The organism is Brevibacterium sp. OS20 (genome assembly GCF_056837565.1).
Genome location: NZ_CM166367.1, coordinates 636333 through 658158, shown reverse-complemented (window position 1 = coordinate 658158; position 21826 = coordinate 636333). Strand labels below are relative to the sequence as shown.

Sequence of the window (21826 nt, the reverse complement as noted above, 5' to 3'; positions counted from 1 at the left end):
GAATTGCTCAACCAATTACCGAAGGGTTTGTGTCACGAAGTGACATATGGCGTCACGGCCTGCCGTGGGCGGTTGCGTGGGTGCGGTTAAGCGTTGAGCATCTGCGGGGTGAGGTTGTGGGGTTGGGTGTGAGGTTGGACGTAGGCAGGACAGCCGCCTTCGGCATGGGCGCCACCGTGGCCACTGTTGAGGCCGGCCGCGAGAACACCGTCGCGAACTTGGCCGCGGATGCCCTCGCGGACCCGGTCGCGGACAATGTCGACGAGTTTCGGCGGGACGGCGGACGTGGTGCCGCCTCCGGTGAGAAGCGGCGGAGCGAGGTGGCCGGTCGAGTCAGTGCCGCCCTCTACGTGCTTGCGGGCGAGGTCGTCGAAGAAACCCGGGGCCAGCAGGTAGTTCGCCAGCACGGGTCGGGCACCGCGGTTGCGGCTCCGTCCGACGAGTTCTTTCAACGGCACTCCTCCGCCGGCGAGGAAGCCGACCTCGACGGGACGCTCGAGCTCTGCGGCCAGCAACCTGCCCATTTCGCGGCAGGACTCGTTCGCTCGCTCGTCGCTCGACCCGGCAGCGGCGAGGATGACGTCGTCGCTGCTCCTCAAGGGCGGAAGTCGATCGGCGAGGATCTCTGCGAGCCTCGGATCCGGCCCAAGGGTAGGGGTTCGTCGAACGTCACGGCCGGATTCAGCGGCACGGCCGGCCGCCTCGGCGAGGTCGACATGGACGTGATACCCCGGCGAGAGCAGAAGCGGCACGAGGATGACCGGACGGTCGGCGGGCAATCGGGCGATCACCTCGTCGACGTCGGGTTTTTGGACGTCCACGTGCCCGAGCATGACTTCGTCAGCGATCCCGCGAATGCGCAGGTCCATGGCGACCTCCGCAGCGAGCACCTCGATGAGGACCTGCCCGGTCGGCGATGAAGTTCCGTGGGAGATCAGGCCCACCGACGGCAACCCTGTCATTGCGCCCGCTCCTCAGCGTTTCTCTGCGCGAGCCTCTGCACCCGTTCCCGCACCTGCCCCGGGGCCATCAAGGTCACCGGGCAGGCTGATTGCTCAACGACTGAGCAACCAGGGCGAGCAGTGATCGTTTGGATTGAATGCATTCGCACAGCGTAACCCATCCGCCTCGGCGTCGCATACAGGCTGTTCATCAGCGAAATATCGACATTCGACGTCATCTTTCGACACACGGCGACCGAGTTCGTAGGATTGCGGCCGATTTTCCTTTCTGCTCAACAGTTTCGCTAGTGTGTGTTGTCAACGCGTCTTTGCGTTGCCGGCACCGTCCGCATCTTCGACGCCTCACCAATCTTCTGCGCCTCCACATCCTCCGCGTCATCCACGAAAGGCAAGCACATGCGTCAGCTCATCATCCTGGGAATAGTCGGGCTCATCGCGCAGCTCATCGACGGCTCCCTGGGCATGGCCTATGGGGTCACCTCAACCACGCTTCTGCTCGCGGCGGGTACGGCACCGGCGGCCGCCTCGGCGGCGGTGCACTTCTCTGAATTGGGGACGACGTTGGTGTCGGGGATCTCGCACCACAAGTTCGGCAATGTCGACTGGCGGACCGTCGCGATTCTGGCCGGCCCGGGGTTCGTCGGGGCGATCGTAGGCTCGACGTTCCTCGCCAGTCTTGACGGCGAAGCGGCGACCCCATGGATCTCAGGGATCCTGCTGGCGCTCGGCATCTACGTCATCTGGCGTTTCCTGGCACTCGGCGGTGCGCGTCCGACGTTCAAGTCACGGCCGAGCGCGAAGATGCTCGTCCCCGTCGGGCTCATCGGCGGCACGCTCGACTCGATCGGCGGGGGCGGCTGGGGTCCGGTCGGGACGACGACGCTGCTGTCCTCGGGACGCTTGGAGCCGCGCAAGGTCGTCGGCTCGATCGACACCAGCGAGTTCATCGTCGCGGTCGGCGGTTCGCTCGGATTCCTCATTGCACTCGGATCACAGGGCATCGAATGGCAGATCGTGGCGGCGCTGCTCGTCGGCGGCGTCATCGCCGCACCCTTCGCCGCATGGCTGGTGAAGCTGCTGCCGGCCAAGGTGCTTGCGGTCGCCGCAGGTGGAATCATCGTTCTCACGAACGTCCGCACCATCCTGCTCGCCATCGGCCTCGGTTCGTCGGCTGTGTGGCTGACGCTCGGCGGCCTGGCACTTGTGTGGTTCGCACTCCTCGCCCACGTCGTGCGCATCGAGCGTGCGGCAGCGAAGGCGCGGAAGGCCGAGGAAGCTGGAGTCGAGGTGCCCGTCGGCGGGTGAACCGCCTCGGCGAGGGCGCTCCTTCCCTCTTCCATACCGTCGTTCAAGGCCAAGCTCGCTTATCGCGAGGTACACGCACCTATTTTCGCGGGCCGACTTGAACGAGGCGAGGAAACCCCGTCAAGCACACGATTCCTGCGGGTGAAGGCCGCTGAGCCGGCGAGAACACGCGAACAGACCCGACTCCGCACAATCGCGGGGTCGGGTCTGTTCGGGTCTGCGGTGCGGTCAGCGCTGGCTGTAGAGCTTCCGGGCCATGATCACGCCGATGAGGGACAGCAGCGACAGGCCCGCGTAGTAGAAGCCGGGCACGGTCAGCAGACCGGTCGCGCCGAGCAGCGCGGTGAGGATGAGCGGGGCGAAGCCGCCGAAGATCGCGACACCGAAGCTGTAGGCGATGGTCATGCCGGAGCTGCGCACCTTGACGGGGAACAGTTCGGACAGCAGCGCCGGCATCGGACCGAAGTAGAAGACCATGAACAGGCCGACGATCGCCTCGCACAGGGTGAGGACTCCGATCGAGGGATTCGCGGTCAGGAGGATGAACATCGGCCAGGCGACGATGATGCCCACGATGGTCGTCGGGATCATCACGGTCGTCGGTCCCACCCGGTCGGCCAGGCGGCCGGCGAACGGGGCACCGATGAGGGTGATGACACCGGCGACGACGGCGCCGGGGAATGATGCCCAGGCGTCGAGACCGAGGTTGGTGACGGCGAACTGCGGCAGGAAGGTGATGAGGTAGACCGAGATCGTGGCCATCGCGATGATGAGGAACGCGGAGAACAGGCGACCGAAGTTCTCACTGAGGAGGACGCGAAGCGGGTTGTCGGTCTTCTCGGCGGCCTTGAACTCAGGAGTGTCATCCATCTTCGAGCGAATGTACCAGCCGACGGGTCCGATGAGCAGGCCGAGGGCGAAGGCCACTCGCCAGCCCCAGGAGTGCAGGGCCTCTTCGCTCAGTGCCGAGCTGAGGATCCACGAGATTCCGGCGGCCAGGAACATCGAGATGCCCTGGGTAGCGGTCTGGAAGGAGGCGTAGTAGGCCTTGCCGCGCTTGGCGTTCTCGGTGAGGAAGGCTGTGGCTGATCCGAATTCGCCGCCGGCGGAGATGCCTTGGATGATGCGGGCGATGATGAGGCCGATCGCGCCCCAGATGCCGATGGTCGCTTCGCCGGGCAGGATGACGATGATGAACACGCCGAGGGTCATCAGACCGATCGTCAGCGACAAGGCCGATTTGCGGCCGTGCTTGTCCGAATAGCGGCCGATGATGATCGCGCCCAGGGGGCGGACGACGAAGGTGATGGCGAAGGTCGCCCAGGTCATCAGCTGCGCGGACAGGCCTTCGCCCGGGTAGAAGACCGCGGTGATCGAGGTGGCCATGAACCCGAACAGGATGATGTCATACCATTCGAGGGCGTTGCCCAGTCCGGCCGCAACTACGGCCTTGCGGGCCCGCGACTTGTCTTCGCGGGACTCGACGGGTGTCTCAGTCATCGTGTGCCTCTTCTTGTAGGTGCCCGGATGCCGTGGTTGGCGAAGCCGGTGGTGGATCGTGGAATTGCAGGATGCAGGCACCGTTGCTCGTCACCCGGGCGGATGTTGCTTATTCACAGACCCGGTCGGAGTCTCTGATCTGACAAGTATGCCCCCTGTTCTCGTCAGCGAGACGATTGTAGTCCCGTAGTATCCGGCCGCAAAGACGGTCTCAGCAGGTGACGAGTCACGTCAGTGTCGTTGTCGACGCCTTTCACCACATCGCCGCGGCGATTTGGTGAGGGCCCCGCACAGCGCGGACAGTGGAGCTCAGGGTGTCGCTGGCTGCGGCGAAGTGAAAGAAACGGCCCCGTCCTCAGCAGAGAACGGGACCGAGTTCGCAAGGGGCCGAAGGCAGGGCAGACTAGGGCTCAGGCCGGCTCTTCCTGATCCTTTTCCTTCGCCTTCTCGGCCTTGGTGAAAGCCTGGTATTTGCGAATGACCTCAAGCGCCGGGCCGTCGGCGAGCAGTTCGCCCTTCTCGATCCACAGTGCACGGTTGCACGTGTCCTTGATCGTGCGCATCGAGTGCGAGACGAGGAAGACGGTACCGGCGTTCTCACGAATGGCTCGGATACGACCCTCGGAACGGTCACGGAACTTCTTGTCACCGACGTTGAGCGCCTCGTCGACAATGAGGATCTCATGCTGCACCGAGGTCGCAATCGCGAACTTCAGACGCTGGGACATACCCGAGGAGTACGTTCGCATCGGCAGGTCGATGAAGTCCTCAAGCCCGGTGAACTCGACGATGTCATCGAACTTGGCATCGATCTCGTCACGAGTGAGCCCCAGAGCCAGAGACCCGAGGACGATGTTGCGGGCGCCCGAGAGATCCGGAATCAGTGCGGCGCCGACACCGAGGAGGTTCGGCCGTGACGTTGCATAGATCGCCCCCTCGGAGGTCGGAGTCAGTCCGGTGATCGACCGCATGAGCGTGGACTTGCCCGAGCCGTTGCTGCCGATGATGCCGATCGATTCGTTCTTGTGGGCGACGAAGCTGATGCCTTTGAGGGCGTGAACCTCCCTCAGCTCCCGACGCTTGGACATGACGTCCTTGCTGCCGAGCTTGAGCTTCTTGCCCGTAGCCAGAGTCTTGTACCGGACGTGGACGTTGTCGCAGACGACGACGGGAGGATTGTTTCGCGTCACTTCGGGCAGGCTGCCGGTGTCGAAGGCCTGCTCTTCGTTCGTCTCACTCATCACGACCGAACCTTTCCTCGGCCTGCCAGAAGAACACGAAGCCGATGATGAAGATGCCGAATGCCCAGATGGCCAGGTGCCAGAAGTAGTCGTAGGGAATGACACCGTCCTTCATGAGGATGCCGCGGGCGATCGCGAGGACGTTGTTCAGCGGCTGCCAATCAGCGAAGGGCTGCAGGGACGGGTTGATCTTGTCGACCATGACCTTGAGGTCGAAGAAGACGCCCGAGGTGTAGAAGATCATCCGGGAGATGAACGGAGTCACCTGGGAGAGGTCACGGAAGTGGACCGTTGCGCGGGCGAAGATGAAGGCCACACCCTGGTTGAAGATCCAGAACAGGAAGACCAAGGGGATGAAGAGGAACCAGTCCCAACCGGGTTTCGCGCCCCAGAGCATGACGAGTAGTGCCATGAAGATGAAGGTGGGAATGAAGTTGAGCAGGTTCTGGAACACCGTGGCGATCGGCAGCACGATGCGCGGGAACGGCAGCGATTGGACGAGAGAGGCGTTCGAGATGATCGATTTCGACCCGCCGTTCATCGAGGTGTTGAAGAACTCCAGCACGAAGACGCCGATGATGACGAAAGGGGCGAAATCGTCGGGCCGGGCGGTGGCGCCCCGCATGATGAACCCGAAGACTGTGCCGTAGATGAGTGCGGAGAACGCCGGACGCAGAAGCACCCAGAGCATGCCGAGGCGATTGCGTTCGTTCTCGGACTGCATCCGGTACTTCGCTAGCGTATACGTGAAGTCGCTTCGGTTGAGAAGCTGTTTGACGTACTGAGGTAGAGACGGCCGTCCACCGACTCTTTCGAGTCCGTGCTCGGCAGCAAGCCTGGCCATATCCATGAACAGAAAATTCTCTCGTCGGCGACTGGGGATAGAACAGAAAGAGTCTACGGGATGAGACTAGCGCAGACTCACAGTCGGCTGTGAGCCTTGAAGTCGAAGTCGGGGTCGGCGATCTGAGCTCTCGTCGGAATATTGTTACCGCCGAGTACCCGTCGGGCGGCCGCCTGCATCGGGGGCCAGTTGAACGTCTCGACGCCGACGAGCACCGACTCCGGGGCGGGCCCGTCGAAGTGGAAGACCTGTAACTTCGCTCCACTGGGGTCGTGTCGGACGATCGTGTCGTCGGCGTCGGGGCTCGTCAGGCCCGCTGTGAACACCTTCTCCGGGCCTTGGAAGCTCCAGTGCCAGGGAACATCGGACCAGACTTTCGGACCGTCGTCCGGCCCAGAATCTGAAGCGGATTCGGGCGCATTATCACCGTCGTTCGAAGCCGTGTCTGATCCTTCAGTGAGCAGTTCAGCGAGGAATTTTCCGTGGCTTTCGGCCACCGGCTCACAGGCCCAGGGGTGGTCGAGTGCATAGGGTCCGGCGGTGACGATGGCACAGTCACCGGCGGCGAAGACACCCGGATTGGATGTTGCCAAACTCTCATCCACACCCCACGCCTGAGCGGGTCGGTGACCGTCGATCGGGATCAGCCGAGGGCGAGCCCCGACGCTGGTGATGAACAGGTCGTGAACATCGGCCGGGATGTCATCCGGGCTCGCAGTGTGGGTGACGAATTCGACTCCGGCAGCCTTGTGCTTGTCGAACAGCGCCTGCCTCACGGGAGCGGAGAGCTGCTTGCGCAGGGGTTCGTCCCCGCGCAGGTAGATCGTGGCGTGGTGTCCGGCCGCCACCGCCGAGGTGGCCACTTCCATTCCGAGATAACCGGAGCCCAGCACCCCGACGTTGAGGGCCTCGGTCGCGTTGTTCACACGTTCAAGGATCCATTCGGCGTCAGCGAGGTCATAGACCGGCAGAGCGTCCGGGTAGGCGGGGACTTCGGGGCGGTTCGCCTCCATCCCGGTGGCGAGGATGCAGTGGGTGAAGTCGATGGACTCTCCCGAGGCCAGGTGGATGGTGCCCGCGGTGGCGTGGTGGTTCGCCAGCGGGTGGGGGTGTCGCTGGGTCTCGGCGGTGTAGCGGGACTCTGCGGCCGCCTCGGCGAGGGTGATCTCTTCTGCCCGGTCACGGACGAAGGTGATGTGCTCGGTCGATTCGAGGTGGTACGGCAGGTGGTGGCGGGAGCCGTCGAAGAGGTGCTTCGACAGCGGCGGCCGCTCACACGTTTCGCCGGCCTGGGGGTCGATGACGGTGACGGCCTGACCGCGCGCGTTCAGCTCCCGCGCCGCGGTCGTGCCGGCCAATCCCGCACCGATGATGACGATCCGCTTGCTCATGCCTCCATGCTAATCCTCGCCGAGGCGGCCCGCCGGGAGGTGCGGGTGTGAAGCCGACCTGGTCAGCCCTCGGTGACGAAATCCTGGATGATTTCGGGTGAGGCATGGATGCACACCATTTTGAGATTCTCAGTTCCGATGTTGCGGAAACGGTGGACCGTTTCGGCTCCGACGGTGACGACGGCGCCGGCCTCGGCAGTGACGGTTTCGTCATCTGCGTCGATGCGCACCTGCCCCGATAGGACGATCCATGTCTCTGTGTAGGGATGCCGGTGCAGATCGGGGCCCTTTCCCGGTCCGGTATCGCCCCAGAAGAACGAGACGTCGGCACCGTGCTCGGCGCCGATGAACTTGGCCGTCGGCGATCCGGGCAGCAGCAGCTCGGAGCGCTGCATGACGGTGATCATGCTGGTCTGCTCGCTTTGCCATCGAGCCAGAGCATGTCTGATTCATCATTGTGTGTGCCGCCGGTGCCGACGTGTTTGGCGTCGATCTGCGGGCCCTTCTTGATGACGTGGACGAGGGCCATGCCGTGCCCGCGGCCAAGTCCATAGTCGGTTTTGAGCCACTCGAGGATGGCTCCGGCCTTGACCGAGTCGTCGTCGAACCCCTTGTCCTTGGCCAGGTCGATGAACTCGCGAGGAGTGAGTCCGGTCTTGTCTTCGATGGTGTCGAGGTAGGCCTGAAATGACATGTCGGGTCCCTTCGGGGCGATGCGGCGAGCGGCGCTGCTCGGCAACGGTGCAGGTCAGCGTTCCGCGCTCACCCGAGTTCAGGATATATCGCTGAGAGATGCCAGGTCGAGGGTTATCGTCGTCAGCCCCCGGTACCGCTCGATCTCCCGACTCATGTGTCTTGTGTGCCGGTTCGGTCCGGCACGACTTCATTGATGGCGCGGATTCCGCGCACGGGCGACAGGGCTACCGGGACCGTGGCCAGCGCCATGAGTGCCGCTCCGGAGACGGCGGATCCGACCGGCCCGATGAACGTGATCAGGGTGCCGCCAAGGATCGCGCCGATGGACAGTGCGCCCCAGGACACGAGGCGGTAGCCGGCGTTGACGCGTCCGCGAAGTTCGTCGGGCAGAGCGAGCTGGCGGATGCTCGTCGATTGCGAATCGGCGACTCCGCTGCCGAGCCCCGAAAGGAGGAAGGCGACGGCCAGGCCCGGGATGAGGACGGCGGGAAAGAACGCCACGATGACCATTCCGATCAGCGGCGCTGTGTTGCCGAGAACGAGGCTGACCAGCAGGGACCGCCCATATCCGAAACGTGCCGTGAGGCGGGGGCTGAGCAGGCTGCCGACGAGAGCGCCGATGCCTCCGCAGGTCACCACCACACCGAAGATGAGAGGACCGGCAGGCAGTCCGGCAAGCACGTGGACGGCGAGCGCGAGCATGAGGATCTCATGGCCGAAGTTCCACAGAGACGCCTCTGTCGCCAGGGCCCGGAGGATCGGGTGGCGGATGAGTGACTTGAGTCCGTCGCGCACCTCGGCGATGGCTGAGGTTTTGACGGCGGACGTGTCTGCGGTTTCGTTCGTGCTCGGGGCGGGGGTGGGTTCGGTTGCGGCGGGTGCGGGTGTGGGTTCGGTCGCGCCAGGGGCGGGAGCGGGGTCGTCGATTTTCAACCGCCCGATGAGCAGGGCTGAGGCGAGGTAGCCGACGGCATTGACTGCGATCGCGATCGGCGCGGTGACGGCCTGGACGATTAGTCCACCGACACCGGAACCGGCGGTCTCGATGGCGGACTCCGTGGCAGTGATCTTGGAGTTCGCGTCGATGAGTGCGTCTTCGGGTACGAACTGCGGCAGGAACGAGAAGTCGGCGAGCTGGTAGAGCACGGTCATCGTGCCGATCGCGAAAGCGGCCCCGACGGCGACCGGAATCGTCAGTGTATTCGTCAGCGCGAGGACGCACACAGCGACGAGGAGGACGCCGCGCACCCAATCGGCGAGGATCATGAGCGGCCGCCTGGGGTGGCGGTCGACGATGACGCCGAACCAGAGCGTGACGACAAGGAACGGGGCGACGAGTGCCGTGCGCACCCAGGAGGCCTCCATCGCGGTCGCGCCGAGAGTGATGAGGGTGAGGGCGGGCAGGGCGATCTCTCCGACCTCTGCTCCGAGTCGAGAGAGCGCTCCAGCGCTCCAGAAGAGGCGAAAACCAGGAACCGTCCACGCTGACGTAACTGTTGTCATAGCAACGCAGGTTATCTCAGTAACCATGTAAATAGCAATAGTGGTTATACTGGCCTCATGCCTGAGATCGTTCCGCCCGCAGCTGCTCCCGGCGAGCTGGAGTTCGTCCGCGCCTTCGTCAACACCCGCGATATCGACTTGGGAACCGATCGCCTCGCCGATCTGTCCGGGTGGTCGGAGTGGGCGCACGAGCAGGGAATCGAACGATCCGCCGGCGACGGCCACCTCGGCGAAAACGGCGCAGCCGACGATGCATCGGAGGCGGATCTGCACCGGGCACGGGAACTGCGGGAGATTCTGCGCGATGGGCTCCTGGCCAATCATTCGAAGGCGGGCACGCCCGACGCGGTTATCGAGGCACTCACCGAGGCGGCCCGGCGCACGACTCAGATCGTCATCACCGACCGCGGCGCCGAGCTCGTCGCAGCCGGCACCGGTATCGACGCAGCAATCGGTCGGGTGGTGAGTGCTGCGACCGCGGCGCTCGGGGACGGAACATGGGCGAGGCTGAAGGCATGCGAATACGACAGCTGCCAGTGGGCGTTCTTTGATCACTCGCGCTCGCGCACAGGACGCTGGTGCTCTATGGAGCTGTGCGGCAATCGGGCGAAGCAGGCCCGGTGGCGGGCCAAACAAGCGAATCAGTGAGGCTGGAGCGGCTGGCCAGGTCGCTGCGAAAAACCCAAAACAGTCTGTCGCAGCCATCGTGTCGGGCGACTACGGATTCGGTGGCAGACACAGACGAGGGCGCCCGGCGCGAACTGATGAGTCGCGCCGGACGCCCTGGATGCTGATACGGCTCAGAGTTCCGTGGTCTGAGTGCCGCCGGCTGGACGGTTGCCGGTGATCTTGGACTTGACCATGTGGAATAGGCCAGATGCCTTACCTCCAGGCAGCCCCCAGTGCTGAGCGGAGTGCGTGATGACCTTGATCAGCCCCAGATTCGGGTCCCGACGGTCGTCGAACCATGCCTTGGCAGAATCCGACCACAGCTCATCGACCTTGGCCTCGTCATCGATGAACTCGACGCGTCCGGCGACTGACAACCAGTTGCCCGCCTCAGCGATGCTGATGTTGACTTCGGGGTTCGTCCGCAGCGCCTTCGTCTGGTCGCCGTCGAGGGCGAGGAAGAACCATACGTCGGCATCCTCGGTGACTTCTTGAGGTGCCATCGGGTGGGAGAGGATCTTGCCATCGGCCAACGCCGTCGCGAGCATGACGGAGTCGCTGCCGCGCAGGATCTTGACGACATCGGCCTGGTCGAGCTCATCGGTAGCCGCCTGGCCTGCAGGAGCCTGCCCGTCACCGGCTGCGGAGACCTGGCCGGCCTCCGTATCATCGGTGGCAGCGGTGCGGGCCGGTGGCCCGGAGTCCTCAGATTCGGAGCTCGGGGTTCCCACGGCGGCTTTAGATTCGTCGACTGCCGTGTGCGAACCGTCGGGGTTGCGATAGAGGTTCGCGCCTTGGCTGGCAGCGGCGTCGCGCGCCCGGGTCTCTACGTCCCCCTCGGTGTAGCCGCCCTTTTCGCCCGGGGCGATGTTCGAGGTACCGGCGAACTTCTCGGTTGTCTCGTCGAGAACGGCGGCGGCGTCGCGAGCCTTCTCCTCGCCGCGACCTTCGGTGCTCTTGTCTCTGTTCATCAGACTTCCCCTCTTCGTCGGCGGTGGTTCGTCATTCTTCCATGCGATCGCGGTGCGGAACGCTGACTGACTCAACATGGTGGGCTTTCCCAGTCGGCGCACAGACGCGCCGCCCTAAGAGACCTGCCCCCACCTCACAGAGACGGGGCCCGGCCCGAGGCGCCAGACACCGCGCCATTTGGAGCTCGGGTGGTGAGCAGATCGGTCCGGCAGCCCATTGCGTCCGTGTCCTGGCCGATGTCTAGACTGAAGCCATGGATGAAGAAACGACCGTCACCGTCAACGACATCCCCGAAGGGGCCGCCATCATCGACGTCCGCGAGGACGACGAATGGGAGGCCGGCCATATCGAAGGCGCGATCCACGTGCCGCTGGGCGAACTGCCGAGCCGCCTCGACGATCTCCCCCTCGATGACGACATGTACGTCATCTGCCGCACCGGCGGGCGCTCCAACCGGGCCGTGGCCTGGCTCAACCAGAACGGTTTCGACGCCTTCAATGTCGACGGCGGCATGGGCTCGTGGAACCTCGACAACGGCAAGCCCATCGTCTCCGAGACCGGCGAAGAGCCCTGGGTGAAGTGATCCTCTCCCCTGCCGTTTTCAGCCGCTAGATTCAGGCCGTTGGTAAAGTTATCAAGCTGATCCGCCTGGCCTAGTCAGCCTCGGCGGGGTCGGGGATCTCATCCGGTCGGTACTTCGGCAGCCGGGAAGCCGGAACTGCTGCGATCAGGCTGATGCCGGCGAGGATGAGGAAGCCGAGCTTAAGTGTGCGCAGTCGCTGCTGGGAGTTGAGCTCGACGGCATGCTCGACCTGCTCCGGTGTCGCCGTCGTCCCCTCGAGGACGTCGCGCAGTTCGTCGTTGCTCACGAAGTTCGCATTGTCGAGGTCGACCTGCTCGACGAGTTCCGGCGGCAGATCGGGATGGTCATCGGCGGCAGACGCCAGCCCGGCCGAGAGCACCGTGACCAGCAGCGCTCCCATCACCGCCGTGCCGACCGCCGAGGCGAGGTTCTGCGCGGTGCCGCGGATTGACCCGACGTCACCTGCCAGGTGCTTCGGCGCGGCAGTGACGAGGACATTGAACACCAAGGTCACGAGCGCACCTTGACCAATGCCGAAGACGATGAGGCCGAGGATCGTCGGCAGAGTCTCCCAGTTGTTCGTCACGACGAACGCCAGCCAAATGAGTGCAGCGGTCGTCAGCCCGAAGGAGAAGAGCGCGATGGTGCGCGGTGAGTACCGCTTGTAGAAGCGGACGATGAGGGTGGCGGTGACGAAGACCGTGAGATTGAACGGCAGCATCGCCAACGAGGTATCGAAAGGGGTGCGCCCCTGGACGACTTGGATGTAGGTGGGCACGGTGAAGTTCACCGCCGCTTCCATGGCGACGATGACGAACATCGCATAGACCGCTGCCCTCTCACTCGGACGACCGAGCACGCTGATGTCGACGAGCGGCACCTTTCCTGCGGCCTTCCGACGCTTCGTCCAGACGAAGAACAGCTGCCCGAGGACCACGCCGATGACGATGAACACCGGCGCCGGTGACAGCCCCGCGATCGAGAACGGTGCCCCAACCTCGGCGCGGATGATCCCCCACCCATTGAGGTTGTTGAACCCCAACGTCAGCAGCACGACCGCAGCACCGATGAGCGCCGAGGCGACGAAGTCGATCCGAATCGAGTCATCGCCTTTGTCCGACTTCAGCGTGAACGTCAGCGCGAAGACGATGACGGCCAGTCCCAGGGTGATGAAGAAGATCGGCCGCCACCCGACAAATGTGCCCAAGGTGCCGCCGATGAGGAAGGCGCTCATCCCGGAGAAAGCACGTGCCGAACCGAGTGAGCCGACCGCCGCGGCCTGCTGTGCACCCCGGTAGTTCTCCGCGATGAGCGCGACCAGCGCGGGCACGATGATCGCGGCGGCGGCCCCGGCGAGCAGCTGACCGGCGATGACCCAGGTGACCGTCCGGGAGAAGATCATCAGCAGCGAGGAGGCCGCGAAGACGACGAGGACGGCGCGGAATATGAGCACCCACCCGATCCGCTGTCCCAGCTTCGCACCGGTCATCACGAGCGCGGCCACAGCAAGGCCGTAGACGACGATCGTCGACGAGGCGACCGTGGGCGGCACACCGAAGTCCTCGACCATTCCGCCGAGCGAGATCGGCAATGCGGCGACGTTGAACGACATGAGGACCTGGGCGAGGAAGAGCCCGATCATCGGTGCCCACGATCTGCGCTCCTCGGCGATGTCGTGCGGTGTGGTTTCGGAGCTCATCATTGTCCTTTCCCTGGACGTTCGACGGCCGCGTTCGATGCGAAGAGGTTCATGCCCAGGACTCTGGAGATGTGAAAACACGCCCATTGACCGCGCACGCTGTTGCCCGCGGAGTCCAACCTCGGCGAAAAAGTGCCCAGCGCTCCCTTGCCTGGGGCGATGGCGACGATGCCGCCTGCGACCCCGGACTTGGCAGGCAGTCCGATCTCGAAGAGCCACTCACCGCTGTTCTCGTACATTCCGCATGAGGCGAGCAGCGCGAGCGTGTCACGCGCCACTTCGGCGGAGACGACCTGCCGACCGGTCAGTGGATTGATTCCTCCGTCGGCCAGCGTCGCTCCCATCACCGCGAGATCGTGCGCGGTGACCAGCAGCGAGCACTGCCGGGTGTAGATGTCGACGGTGTCGAGCGGATCCGTGATGATCCGCCCGTAGCTCTCGAGCAGGCGAGCCAGGGCCTTGTTGCGCTGATTCGTCTTCATCTCCGATTCGTACACCCGACCGTCGAGGCGAAGCTGCCGCCCGGCGAAGCGGGAGAGCCCGGAGCGGATGTTCTCCCATTTCTCCGCCGAGGTGGCCCCGGGCATGAGTGCGGTCGTGGCGATGGCGCCGGCGTTGACCATCGAGTTCAACGGTTTGCCGTCGTTGAGTTCGATCGCCATCACGGAGTTGAAGGCGAGTCCCGTGTTGTTGACGCCGACGCGTTCGTGGATGAGTTCGGAGCTGCGGGCCTGACAGACGAGCGCGAAGACGAAGGCCTTGGAGATGGATTGGATGGAGAACTCGATATCGACGTCTCCGGCCTCGTGCACGGTCCCGGCCGATTCGATGAGGCTGAGTCCGAACCATCGGGGATCCGCCTCGGCGAGGATCGGGATGTAGTCGGCGACCTCACCGTCGTCGAGTCCGCCGTACCGTGCGTGGATGTCTGCCAGGGTCTCGTCAATGAAGCTGTCGGAGGGCAGGCCACCGGTGGAGGCTCGCTGTCTGACCGAATTCTCGTCGGGCCCGACCATCTTTGATCCTCGTCCCAATCTTGGGGGTTGCCGTGGGACAGGCCGCTCAGCGCCTCTCCACAGGGTGATTTCACTGTATCTCAGGGCGCTCACCTTGCACAGGTCCCTGACCGTCGGTCTGAACCCCCTTGCCCGCATGCCACGATGGGTCTACCGTCGGCACCACGGATCACTGAGGCACATCTGGTGATCTCCAATCCTCCGCCGAACGGCGAGAGCGTGTTCAACTCCGAAAGGAGCCGAAGTCATGAGTGACGAGAAGAAGAACCTCCCGGAGAACGCAGCAGAAGAGCAGACCGACGACGAGCAGGAGATCGAGGGCTCTGTCGTCGGAGTCGGCGCGGATACCGATGCCGAAGGAAGTTCCCAGACTCCCGAAGAGAGGCTCGAGCGCATCGCTGCCGAACACGAGGTTCCGATCGAGCGGGATCCTGAGGAAGCCCAGGCCGAAGCTGAAGGGTCCTCTCCCGACAAGGACCGAGATATCAGCGGTGGAGACACGAAGGAAGAGGAAGACGACTCCGTGGAGCCGCCGGACTGAGACGGCTACCGTTGAGCGAGGCCGCTAGTTCTCGCTCCGTGGAGCCGCCGAAGTCCACGATGCAAGAACTCCGTGGACACAACTGTGCGCAACCGCTGTCATTTGGTTAGGTAGAAGAATGACAACACGCGCCGGCCAGTTGGCCCAGGACAAGGATCTCGTTGACGTCCCTGCCCTTCTCGATTCCTATCACGACTTGGTTCCCGACCCTTCGGTGCCTTCGCAAGCAGTGAGCTTCGGGACCTCCGGCCACCGCGGTTCGAGCTTCAACCGCTCCTTCAACGAGGCGCACATCGCGGCCATCACCGCGGCGATCGTCGACTTCCGCCGTGACAAAGGCATCCGTGGGCCGATCTTCCTCGGCCGTGACACTCACGCACTGAGTGAGCCCGCATTCCTCACCGTCCTCGAGGTGCTCGCCGCAGCCGAGGTGCCCGCGCTCATCGACGAGCGCGACGGTTTCACCCCGACCCCTGCCGTCTCCCACGCGATCCTCGGCTTCAATGCAGGGAAGTCGCGCGAGGATGCGCAGGCCGACGGCATCATCGTCACTCCCAGCCACAATCCGCCCGCCGACGGCGGCATCAAGTACAACCCGCCCCATGGAGGACCTGCCGGCACCGAGACGACGACCTGGATCGCTGATCGCGCGAACCAGTATCTCGCCGAGGGGTGGGAGAAGATCCCGCGCACCCCGTTCCAGCGGGCGTTCCATCTGGAGAACACCGAGAACTTCGACTACGTCTCGAACTACGTCGACGACCTCGAGTCTGTCATCGACCTCGACGTCATTCGCAGCTCCGGGCTGAAGATCGGCGCCGATCCGCTCGGCGGAGCCAGCGTCGACTACTGGGCGGCCATCGCCGAGGACTACGACCTCAACCTCGACGTCGTCCATCCGGACGTCGACCCCACCTGGTCGTTCATGACCTTGGATTGGGACGAGAACATCCGCATGGACTGCTCCTCCCCCTATGCGATGGCCGGCCTCATTGCCTCGCGCAACGACTTCGACATCGCCACCGGCAACGACGCCGATGCCGATCGCCACGGCATCGTCACTCCCGATGCCGGCCTGATGAATCCGAATCACTATCTGGCAGCGGCCATCGACTACCTGATCGACTCCCGCCCCGATTGGCCGAACGACGCGGGGATCGGCAAGACTCTGGTCACCTCGTCGATCGTCGACCGCATCGTCGCCGCGCATAATCGCACCCTCTTCGAGGTGCCTGTCGGCTTCAAATGGTTCGTTCCCGGCCTGCTCGATTCGACGCTGGCATTCGGCGGCGAGGAATCGGCCGGCGCATCGTTCCTGCGGAGGGACGGCAAAGTGTGGTCGACGGACAAGGACGGCATCATCCTCGCCCTCCTCGCGGCCGAGATGACCGCGAAGACCGGGCAGACTCCCTCACAGCGCTACGCAGGACTGGCCGCGAACCACGGCACCAGCTCCTACGCCCGCCAGGACGCTCCGGCGACGCGCGCACAGAAGGAACGACTGGGGTCCCTGGATGCCTCCCAGGTGAGTGCAAAGACCGTCGGCGGTGAACCCGTCAAGGAGGTGCTCACCTCGGCGTCGGGCAACAATGCGCCCATCGGCGGGCTCAAGGTCACCACGGACAATGCATGGTTCGCCGTGCGACCGTCGGGCACGGAAGACGTGTATAAGATCTACGCAGAATCGCTGCGCGATGAGGACCACCTGCGCCAGGTCCAGCATGATGCGCGGACGCTGGTGGACGGAGTGCTGGAGTAAGCACCAGCCACTGTACGAATAACTCACTTCCGCGGCTTCGAAGTGTGGATGCAGCGAACTTCATCGCTGCGCTCACACTTTGCAGCCGCGGATACTTCTGTTCACTTTTGTAAGGGCGAGTGCGGATCACGATCATGTATCGCTGCCTGCGCAGGATTGTCGCAATTGCAGAGGCCCCCAACCGAGCCGACGATACGGCCGCAATGGCGCAAACCCCGCGGGCGACTTAGACCACTGCGTCCGCATGAAGCCATGACCACGACGTTCACCCGTAAGACATGTTGCCACCAAACAGTGGTCAGCTTGTGTGTAACAGCGACCGTCGCACTACTGCAATATTCCTGTTTTCCCGCTGTGACAGACCTTAAGTCGGCTGTCAGGCTCCGTTGTCGCGCCCTCTAGATTCGATCGCAAGACTGTTCACCGTCAATCGACATACCGCCCTGCGAAACTCACACGTCCACCAGCAGAAGCGGCAGATGAACAGAAAAGGATCGACACAATGAAGTACTCCGTTCGCAACCGCGCAGCATCTCTCGGAATCGCCACCGTAGCCGGACTCGCCGGTCTTGGACTCGCGTCCGGACCGGCCATGGCAGCCGACGCGTCCCTCGCCGACTCATCCAGCCAATCCGCCGACTCCGGCGTCGACACACAGTCCGTCTACTACCCGACCGATCCGGTCAAATACGCCGACGAGCTCGTCCGAGCTTGGGGACAAGGCGACACGGACCGGGTCGAGGCCTTCGCGTCGCCTCAGGTCGCCGAGGAACTGCAGGCACACAGCGACGACGAAGTCACCCACTGGGACCGCGTCGGCGGAGAGGGAGCCGCCGGCTCGACCTACATCGACTACGAGAACACCGTCACCGGCGAGAAGATGTCGCTCGGCATGCCCACCGAGGCGGTCGTCGACCCCGACGACGAGTGGGGCACTCCCAACGCCGTGCACAAGGTTCAGTTTGAGGACTGAAGCTCCAGCCATCTGAACGCCGATCCATCGAGCCCCGCTCCAGAAAAATCCTGGAGCGGGGCTCGGCGCGTGGACTCAGCGACGCTGGGCCACGGCGTCTGCGGCTAAGGTGAGCCGCCTCGGCGAGGTTTTAGAGGTGGGCCTCTGGGGCGTTCTGTACGTAGTCGGCCACGGTGTCGTTCTTGAACGCGTCGCGGACCTTCTTCAGCTCATCCTCGTCGACGTTGACGATCGACTGACCGTCCGGGGAGGTGCCGACGCCGGCAACGGGCGCGGTGAAGAACTCGATGTCACCGGGGCGGGCGTCGCGCATGTTGAACGCGGTTGAGGAGATGTACTTCGCGTCCATGCCCGAGTCGACGTACATGTACGGCGCGAAGTTCTTGACCATGTCCTGGATCTTCTTCGGGTTCGACAGGGTATCGGCCGAGATCATCTCGTTCGTCAGCCCGCGGATGAACGCCTGCTGATTGCGCGCACGCTGGAAGTCGCCGTCTTGGAACTGCTTGCGCTCGCGTACGAAGGTCAGCGCTTCGTCACCGTTGAGGACGTTCTCACCCTTGGTGAACGAGTGGCCGTTCTTCTCGAACGCCTGCTCGGAGTTCACGGTCACCCCGCCGAGGCTGTCGGTCAGTGCCTTGAATCCCTCGAAGTCGATGATCGCCACGTGATCGAGTTCGGTGCCGATGAAGTCCGAGACCGTCGACACGGCCAGCGGCAGACCGCCGTAGGACAGTGCCGCGTTGATCTTCGACTTTCCGTGGCCCTCGATATCGACGTAGGTGTCGCGCGGGATCGACATGATCTGGACGTTGCCGCCGTCCTCGGGCAGGTGCATGACCATGATCGTGTCCGAACGCAGGCCGCGCGAATCGTTGACGTCGACATCTTTCATCGACTCGTCCGAGCCCAGCAGCAGGATGTTCGTGCCGTCGCCGTCCTTGCCGCCGCCGGACTTGCCGAAGACCTGCTCATCGCTGAGCTGGTTCGCGTTTTTGTCGAACGACCGGCCGACGCTCCAGACGTAGAGCCCGATGCCGAGCACGCCGAGGATGACGATGATCAGCAGTGCGACGAGTACCTTGCGCCAGACGCGCTTCTTCTTGCGCGGGCGCTGCTGTTCCTCGTTCTGGTGGTCGAAGAGATCGTCGAAGGTGGTGTTGTCCGTCATCGGCACTCCGGGGTTTGAGCGGTCGGCGCCGGGCGCCGGGGTCATTGGGCAATCCCGCTCATTGTATAGCGACCGAGGTGACCCATTTCTCAGCCACGCGACTCACCCCGTACCGCACTGCGGAGGCGAACGGGAGGGCAGGGCCGCCTCGGCGAGGTGTTCTGCCTTGTCAGACGCAGTGATCCCCGGTTTCGACCGGGTGGACCGGGACTGATACCGGTTCGTTACCCGTGCATGACTTCCGGCGCCGAGGTGAGGGGACTCACCAGTAATAACGCACAATTCGTCTGGCTGTCGCTGAGAGCGCTCGGTAGACTTTCCTGGTGTTCAATAACTATCGGGAAATTCTGTCGCTTCCCGGTGCTCTCAAGTTCTCCTTGGCCGGTCTCGTCGCCCGAATGCCCATCGCAGTGCTGGGGCTGGGAATCGTCCTCTTCATCCAGGGCGTGACCGGGTCGTACGGCATGGCGGGCATCGTCTCCGCCGTCTACATGATCGTCCAGGCGCTTGCGGGCCCCGGGATCGCTCGCCTCGTCGACCGTCTCGGCCAGGCGAAGGTCATGGTGCCCATCGTCATCACCCACCTCATCGCGTTGGCGCTGCTCATCGTCTCCGTGTACGAGGAATGGTGGACGGGATTCGTCTTCGTCTTCGCCGGCATCGGCGGCGCCACCGTCGGCTCCGTCGGTTCGCTCGTGCGTTCGCGCTGGTCGCATATCGTCGACACCCCGAAGAAGCTGCAGACCGCGTTCTCCTGGGAATCGGTCGCCGATGAGCTGATGTTCGTCTCCGGGCCGGTTCTGGCCACGGTGCTCGCCACCGCCGTGTGGCCGCCGGCCGGAATCATCCTCTCGATGATCACCGTCGGCGTCGGCTCGCTGCTGCTCTACATCCAGAAGTCGACCGAACCCCCACCGGTGGAGCGGACCACCGAGGCGAAGGGCCACGTGTTCTCGAATCCGGGCATCTTCGCGATCATCATCGTCAACATTTTCCTCGGCGTAAACTTCGGTGCCATCGACGTCATCGCCGTCGCCTTCGCCGACGAACTCGGCGTGAAGTCCTCTGCCGGTGTGCTGCTGTCGTGCCTGGCGCTGGGATCGCTCATCTCCGGCGCGCTGTACGGGGCCCGCAACTGGCAGGCCGCCGTCCATCACCGCTTCGGCGTGGCCGTGTCCGCTCTGGCCGTGGGCGCATGCCTGATGCTGCTGGCCAACTCGATGATCACCTACGGCATCATCCTCATCGTCGTCGGATCCGCGATCGCACCGAGCCTCATCGGCGCGAACTCCGTCATCGAGCAGCTCGCTCCCCCGCGCAGGCTCACCGAGGCATTCGCCTGGTTGGGCACCTCGCTGGGCTTCGGCGTCGCCTTCGGATCGGCCGTCGCCGGCAACATCATCGACGCCTTCGATGCAAAGACCGCGATGCTGCTGCCCGCCGGCTGCGCAGTGCTGGGAGCGATCATCGCACTGTCGCTGCTGAAGCTTTTGAACCCTTCGCGGTCGAGTCACGAAGCGCGGCTGGAGAAGGACCGGCGGCGCGAGCGAGTTGTGGAGGCGTAAAGCGCGCTGAGGCGAGCGCTTGCGCGATCGCTGTCTCGCGCGCTGGTGTCACGTGCAGTGGGCGGCAGTGCCGCCTGCCGGCGACCGCCTCGGCGAGCATCCGTCGTCGTCAGTGTCACGCCCTCGCGTGAGTCTCTTTTCGCACCGGCCGGTGCGCATCTATCACCCATAGCGAGAAAACACCCCGTTGCGGCGGGGTGTTTTCGCGTTTGCGGGAGGTGATGTACGGAGGCGGCGACGGCCCGCTGGCTCAGCCCGGCCGTGGTGGCCCGATCGCGAGTCCACGGGAACACGGAACGGCGGGGCCGCCTCGGCGATGTCAAAGATCATCGACATCTAGATGTCAAACATGCTTTACTTATTGATGTAAAGAGAAGTTGACATCAAGGAACGGTATGGAAGTTCAGACCTCGGACCTCAAGCAGGTTCGCAAGGCTGCGGGACTGACGCAGGCACAGTTGGCCCAGCTCACCGGGGTGTCGCGGCAGACGATCATCGCGACCGAACGCGGCGCCTACGCCCCCAGCGTCTATCTGGCGCTGCGCATCGCCCGAGCCTTGGACACGACAGTCGAAGAGATCTTCTCACTTCAGGAGGAATCGTCATGAACAACATCAGCGGCAACAAGAACCGCCCCAACGCCTTTGCCGACAGAATCGCCGGCTTCGACGACCCCTCGATGGGAGACGAACGCGAACGCGACGTCATTCTGCGGGCATATACCTTGGGGGCCGTCGTCTCCACCTACGTGTTCTTCGCGCTTGCACTCATCTTTGCCGTCTTCGGCGCGGGAATGTGGAGTGTGCTCATCGTCTTCGGCTCCATGGTGACCAGCATCGTCATCTCTGCATACTGCCAGCGTGAGAATGTGGACTTCTCCATGTCGATGGCTCGCGTCTCGCCGAGGCGGCTGATCGTCGGCAATATCGTCGGCGCCCTGTTCGCCATCGTTTGGGTCGGTGCAATCGTCTTTCATATAAGCAACGGCTACCCGCTCATCGATGTCGGAATGGGCAATCAAACGATGCCAGGTGCTCCCTCCAGCACCTATTCCATCGCGATCGGCGCTGCGTTCGGCTTCATCGTCGCGCTGACCATCATGACGATCTCCCGGGTACGAAAAATCAAGCAGGCCCGCGCCGAGGCGGCCGCCGCCGCTGAGATCGAAGACGAGGACTGATTCCGCTCGACTGTTGAGGTTTGGTGCTAGAGGCTCGGCGCTCAAGCATCAATCACCCTCGGCGCAAAAACACCCCGCTGCAGCGGGGTGTTTTTGCTGTCTGCGGTGCGACATACCACCTAGTTGCCACTGATACGCTTGAGACTCCGTGAAAGAGACCGAGGAGGTGGTACCAGTGAACGCAGTTTCGAAGGTGCTCCCCTATGGAGTCACGGTCGGACGGTAGGTCGTCCGGGAGCGCCGATCATTCATCGCA

21 protein-coding genes are annotated in these 21826 nt (G+C 63.8%); 9 read left to right on the top strand and 12 right to left on the bottom strand.

Annotated features, from left to right (window positions below):
- Positions 1–86: 86 nt before the first annotated feature.
- A complete protein-coding gene (locus ACVZTU_RS02820) occupies positions 87–962 on the bottom strand; it encodes a sirohydrochlorin chelatase (protein ID WP_482401335.1) in 876 nt (291 codons plus the stop codon).
- A 396-nt stretch (positions 963–1358) separates the two neighbouring features.
- Between ACVZTU_RS02820 and ACVZTU_RS02815 the strand changes: the two genes are divergently transcribed.
- A complete protein-coding gene (locus tag ACVZTU_RS02815) occupies positions 1359–2267 on the top strand; it encodes a sulfite exporter TauE/SafE family protein (protein ID WP_482401334.1) in 909 nt (302 codons plus the stop codon).
- 228 nt (positions 2268–2495) lie between these two features.
- On the opposite strand, the gene ACVZTU_RS02810 is transcribed toward ACVZTU_RS02815, so the two are convergent.
- From ACVZTU_RS02810 to ACVZTU_RS02780, 7 genes are all read right to left on the bottom strand, one after another.
- A complete protein-coding gene (locus tag ACVZTU_RS02810) occupies positions 2496–3767 on the bottom strand; it encodes an MFS transporter (RefSeq protein ID WP_139469992.1) in 1272 nt (423 codons plus the stop codon).
- Positions 3768–4177: 410 nt separating this feature from the next.
- On the bottom strand, positions 4178–5008 hold the full coding sequence (locus tag ACVZTU_RS02805) for an ABC transporter ATP-binding protein (RefSeq protein ID WP_458310969.1): 831 nt from the start codon (positions 5006–5008) through the stop codon (positions 4178–4180).
- A complete protein-coding gene (locus ACVZTU_RS02800; protein ID WP_139469989.1) occupies positions 5001–5858 on the bottom strand; it encodes an ABC transporter permease in 858 nt (285 codons plus the stop codon). Before ACVZTU_RS02800 ends, ACVZTU_RS02805 begins: the two co-directional genes overlap by 8 nt.
- Positions 5859–5929: 71 nt before the next feature.
- Entirely contained in the window at positions 5930–7243 is a 1314-nt protein-coding gene (locus ACVZTU_RS02795; protein ID WP_482401333.1) for an FAD-dependent oxidoreductase, read from the bottom strand.
- 62 nt (positions 7244–7305) lie between these two features.
- Complete coding sequence (locus tag ACVZTU_RS02790; protein ID WP_482401332.1) at positions 7306–7650, bottom strand: cupin domain-containing protein; 345 nt, start codon at positions 7648–7650, stop codon at positions 7306–7308.
- A complete protein-coding gene (locus ACVZTU_RS02785; protein WP_139469982.1) occupies positions 7647–7937 on the bottom strand; it encodes a DUF4287 domain-containing protein in 291 nt (96 codons plus the stop codon). The genes ACVZTU_RS02790 and ACVZTU_RS02785 overlap by 4 nt, the downstream gene beginning before the upstream one ends.
- Positions 7938–8089: 152 nt before the next feature.
- Positions 8090–9442, bottom strand: coding sequence for an MFS transporter (locus ACVZTU_RS02780; RefSeq protein ID WP_482401331.1), 1353 nt, complete (start codon positions 9440–9442; stop codon positions 8090–8092).
- Positions 9443–9499: 57 nt separating this feature from the next.
- On the opposite strand from ACVZTU_RS02780, the gene ACVZTU_RS02775 reads away from it, so the two are divergent.
- A complete protein-coding gene (locus ACVZTU_RS02775; RefSeq protein ID WP_482401330.1) occupies positions 9500–10090 on the top strand; it encodes a CGNR zinc finger domain-containing protein in 591 nt (196 codons plus the stop codon).
- A gap of 152 nt (positions 10091–10242) precedes the next feature.
- On the opposite strand, the gene ACVZTU_RS02770 is transcribed toward ACVZTU_RS02775, so the two are convergent.
- Positions 10243–11082: a pyridoxamine 5'-phosphate oxidase family protein gene (locus tag ACVZTU_RS02770; protein WP_482401329.1), complete on the bottom strand. Its 840-nt coding sequence runs from the start codon at positions 11080–11082 to the stop codon at positions 10243–10245.
- Positions 11083–11336: 254 nt separating this feature from the next.
- Here ACVZTU_RS02770 and ACVZTU_RS02765 point away from each other — a divergent pair, with 254 nt between their 5' ends.
- Positions 11337–11666, top strand: a complete 330-nt coding sequence (locus tag ACVZTU_RS02765) for a rhodanese-like domain-containing protein (protein ID WP_139469974.1) — start codon at positions 11337–11339, stop codon at positions 11664–11666.
- Between the two features lie 70 nt (positions 11667–11736).
- On the opposite strand, the gene ACVZTU_RS02760 is transcribed toward ACVZTU_RS02765, so the two are convergent.
- Together ACVZTU_RS02760 and glsA are read right to left on the bottom strand one after the other, a co-directional pair.
- Positions 11737–13365, bottom strand: a complete 1629-nt coding sequence (locus ACVZTU_RS02760; RefSeq protein ID WP_482401328.1) for an MFS transporter — start codon at positions 13363–13365, stop codon at positions 11737–11739.
- Complete coding sequence (glsA, locus tag ACVZTU_RS02755; RefSeq protein ID WP_482401327.1) at positions 13365–14381, bottom strand: glutaminase A; 1017 nt, start codon at positions 14379–14381, stop codon at positions 13365–13367. The genes ACVZTU_RS02760 and glsA overlap by 1 nt, the downstream gene beginning before the upstream one ends.
- Positions 14382–14628: 247 nt before the next feature.
- Between glsA and ACVZTU_RS02750 the strand changes: the two genes are divergently transcribed.
- The 3 genes from ACVZTU_RS02750 (at position 14629) to ACVZTU_RS02740 (ending at position 17654) form a co-directional block, all read left to right on the top strand.
- Positions 14629–14922, top strand: coding sequence for a hypothetical protein (locus tag ACVZTU_RS02750; RefSeq protein ID WP_458310964.1), 294 nt, complete (start codon positions 14629–14631; stop codon positions 14920–14922).
- A gap of 118 nt (positions 14923–15040) precedes the next feature.
- On the top strand, positions 15041–16681 hold the full coding sequence (gene pgm, locus ACVZTU_RS02745) for a phosphoglucomutase (alpha-D-glucose-1,6-bisphosphate-dependent) (RefSeq protein WP_482401326.1): 1641 nt from the start codon (positions 15041–15043) through the stop codon (positions 16679–16681).
- 502 nt (positions 16682–17183) lie between these two features.
- A complete protein-coding gene (locus ACVZTU_RS02740) occupies positions 17184–17654 on the top strand; it encodes a hypothetical protein (RefSeq protein ID WP_482401325.1) in 471 nt (156 codons plus the stop codon).
- Positions 17655–17784: 130 nt separating this feature from the next.
- Here ACVZTU_RS02740 and ACVZTU_RS02735 read toward each other — a convergent pair whose 3' ends face one another.
- Complete coding sequence (locus tag ACVZTU_RS02735) at positions 17785–18825, bottom strand: LCP family protein (protein WP_139906821.1); 1041 nt, start codon at positions 18823–18825, stop codon at positions 17785–17787.
- A 323-nt stretch (positions 18826–19148) separates the two neighbouring features.
- On the opposite strand from ACVZTU_RS02735, the gene ACVZTU_RS02730 reads away from it, so the two are divergent.
- The 3 genes from ACVZTU_RS02730 (at position 19149) to ACVZTU_RS02720 (ending at position 21570) form a co-directional block, all read left to right on the top strand.
- Positions 19149–20390: an MFS transporter gene (locus ACVZTU_RS02730; RefSeq protein ID WP_482401324.1), complete on the top strand. Its 1242-nt coding sequence runs from the start codon at positions 19149–19151 to the stop codon at positions 20388–20390.
- Positions 20391–20785: 395 nt separating this feature from the next.
- Complete coding sequence (locus ACVZTU_RS02725) at positions 20786–20998, top strand: helix-turn-helix transcriptional regulator (RefSeq protein ID WP_181272306.1); 213 nt, start codon at positions 20786–20788, stop codon at positions 20996–20998.
- The gene (locus ACVZTU_RS02720; RefSeq protein ID WP_181272305.1) at positions 20995–21570 is read left to right on the top strand and encodes a hypothetical protein; all 576 of its coding nucleotides are present in this window, start codon (positions 20995–20997) and stop codon (positions 21568–21570) included. Before ACVZTU_RS02725 ends, ACVZTU_RS02720 begins: the two co-directional genes overlap by 4 nt.
- Positions 21571–21826: the final 256 nt, after the last annotated feature.